This window comes from Flavobacterium columnare NBRC 100251 = ATCC 23463 (assembly GCF_002530675.1).
GTDB lineage: Bacteria > Bacteroidota > Bacteroidia > Flavobacteriales > Flavobacteriaceae > Flavobacterium > Flavobacterium columnare.
In genome coordinates, this window is sequence record NZ_PCMX01000088.1 from 1 (window position 1) to 2,737 (window position 2,737).

Below are 2,737 nucleotides of genomic sequence, written 5' to 3' on the forward strand. Positions count from 1 at the left end.
ATAAAGTATTACCCTTTTGGTAGCTTGGTTCCAAACCGCCACGGAGCAAGCAGTGCCTACCGTTATGGCTTCCAAGGACAAGAAAAAGATAACGAAATTAAAGGAGAAGGAAATTCATTGAATTATACTTTTAGGATGCACGACCCGAGGGTGGGGAGGTTTTTTGCCGTGGATCCATTAGGCAGGTCATTCCCTTGGAATTCTCCATACGCATTTTCTGAAAACAGAGTAATGGATATGGTGGAGTTAGAGGGATTAGAAGCAGAACAGACTGATGATAAAAAAGAATCGACAGGTTTTGCAAGTGGAAGTGGAACAGATACTAATCCTAATAAATTGAATGAAGTTGTAGTTTCTAACAGGGAAGCTGTTCAAAATAAAATTGATAATAAGCTTGAGCAAATCGCTATGGATATAGCACGTAAAATAGGCGAAATATCTAACAAAGCTTTAGGAGAAATAACTGGAGCTAGTAGCATTAGATATAACAAATATTATAATCCTGCATATTCACCATCGACTGATTTTAGATTAACATTGGCTGTTGTTTCTCTGCCTCTTCTACCTATAACTGCAGAATTAACACCTAGTGTTGTTGCAGGTTATGAAGCGTATTCTACTTGGTATGCGGGAACTTCGCTATCGGCTTCTATTTCTGCAAATGGTTATTGTTCTGTATTAGCTGGAGGTTTTGCTTTGAATTCTGGAAGAACAGCTTTGATTAATGGAGGAACTAATCTTTTTGGACAAGTTTCGTATAATAACTGGCAATTTGATGACAAAATTAATTACATGCAGCCTTTTTTTGCTGCAGCCTTTAGTAATCCTTTTACTTCAAATGTCGGAGAATCTTATTTCAATTTAAATTATAAAGATGGGAAAATGTTATTTAGTACAAACAAATTTAATGCAGGATTTTATTCAACATTCTTTTCAAATGCAATTGGTTCAAAGATTGGTAATGGCTTAGAAAAAGCTACAAATAAATTACCTCTAACAACTAAAACAATTTTTGATTTTTATGGTGGATCAGCTACAGAGGCAATTGAAAATAAAATTGGTGATAAGATAAATAAAAAATTAGAAAAAGAAGGAATGTAAATGGAAAAAGATAAAGCTATAGTATTGAGTGTTTTTGTTATTTTTTTCACATTTGTTTTTATTAAAATTTATAAAGATTCTTGTGAAAGAGAAAGATTTAAAGTAGAATCAGTATGCTTCATATATAAGACTGAATCTAGAAGAAGTTTCAGACATATTTTAGGACGTTATTTTTATGACGGTAGAGAGTATGAAACATTTGAAAATATAAATGATAATCCTAATAAGTATTTAGAAAAATACTATAAAATTGTTTTATCAAGTAAAAATCCAAACAATTGTGAGATATTTTATAATGAAGAAGTAACTGATTTAGGAAAAATTAAAAAAGCAGGATTTTAATTGTAGTATACCCGATGGCGCAGGAATGACACAACGTGAATCTCACCGCAATCGTTAGCGCAGAAATGTTTTCTGTGCCCACAACAGAGAGTAAAAAATAAAACACGCTACGGCGTGTTTTTTTGTGGGTTATAAGTTTGCGAGGTTTTGTAAGTTGTCTTTTAATTTTTTCTTTGTAATCAACGAATCTATGAGCGTATAAATAGATTTTTTCTCCTCTTCATTAAGCGAATCTAAAAGTTGTAGCTTTTCAATCAAAGTTTTATCGTAAGTATTGACATCGTCAAAAATCTCATCGGCTCTAAATAGTTCAGATAAAGAAACATTTAAAGCGTTTGTAATTTTACTAATAGTTGCAAAAGAGGGGTCGGTTTTACCGCCTTCAATACGGCTGTATTGTGGTTGTGGCATATCTAACAATCCTGCAAGTTCTTTTTGTGAAAGTCCTTTAGCTTCTCTTACCTTTTTGAGTGTATCTCCTAAATTCATTGAAATATGCTTTATTAAATAACAAAAGTATGTTTTAGTAACTTATAAAGCAATATTGATTTAAAAATATTTATTTAATATGCTATATATGTTATATTTTAATATATTTGCCTTTATAACTTATATAGCAAATAATATTTTATGCAAAACAATCTCAACACCTCCAACCCCAACCACTACCTCTACGAAACCAAACACCTTAAAATCTCTATTCTAGGAGGTATCAGGTTCAATAATTTAGAAGCGTTACGAGTCACATTAGGAATAAGCAAACAAAAGTCGGAGCAAGTATTAAGACAGAATATTGATTTGTACAACGACACCAGTATAGAAAAACTCACTAGAAAAGTAGCCGAACGACTAGAAATAGGCACCACCATAGTAAGACGAGATTTAGACCAACTTACAAATGAATTAGAACAATTTAGATTACAAGAAGTAGCAGAACAAGGCAAACTCTACGAAAAACAAGTAAAAGTACTCACAGAAAAAGAAATCAAAGAAGCAAAGGAATTTTTAAGTCAAGAAAAACTAATAGAAAGCACACAAGAGTTAATCGGTAAATCGGGAGTAATCGGTGAAGAAATTAACCGATTATTAATGTATCTAATATTCACGAGTAGAAAAACCAACAATCCATTACATTGTATATCACTAGGAAGTAGCGGAGCAGGAAAAACGCATCTGCAAAGTAAAGTATCAGAGCTTATTCCCGAAGAAGACAAAATCGAAATGACCGTATTATCAGCCAATGCGTTTTATTATTTTAATAGGACAGAATTAAGTAATAAACTGATTTTAATTG

General features: G+C 32.2%; 3 protein-coding genes and 1 pseudogene. 3 read left to right on the top strand and 1 reads right to left on the bottom strand.

Annotation, left to right across the window (positions count from 1 at the left end; translation table 11 throughout):
- Both B0A78_RS11600 and B0A78_RS11605 read left to right on the top strand, forming a co-directional pair.
- A partial coding sequence (locus tag B0A78_RS11600) for an RHS repeat-associated core domain-containing protein (protein ID WP_317044845.1) occupies positions 1-1,101 on the top strand: 1,101 nt, incomplete at its 5' end.
- Positions 1,102-1,443 carry a hypothetical protein gene (locus B0A78_RS11605; protein ID WP_097609691.1) on the top strand — a complete coding sequence of 114 codons (342 nt, stop codon included), beginning with the start codon at positions 1,102-1,104 and terminating at the stop codon, positions 1,441-1,443.
- Positions 1,444-1,572: 129 nt separating this feature from the next.
- On the opposite strand, the gene B0A78_RS11610 is transcribed toward B0A78_RS11605, so the two are convergent.
- Entirely contained in the window at positions 1,573-1,932 is a 360-nt protein-coding gene (locus tag B0A78_RS11610; protein ID WP_097609692.1) for a helix-turn-helix domain-containing protein, read from the bottom strand.
- 141 nt (positions 1,933-2,073) lie between these two features.
- On the opposite strand from B0A78_RS11610, the pseudogene B0A78_RS11615 reads away from it, so the two are divergent.
- Positions 2,074-2,737, top strand: a pseudogene (locus B0A78_RS11615) (hypothetical protein); the annotation flags it as partial.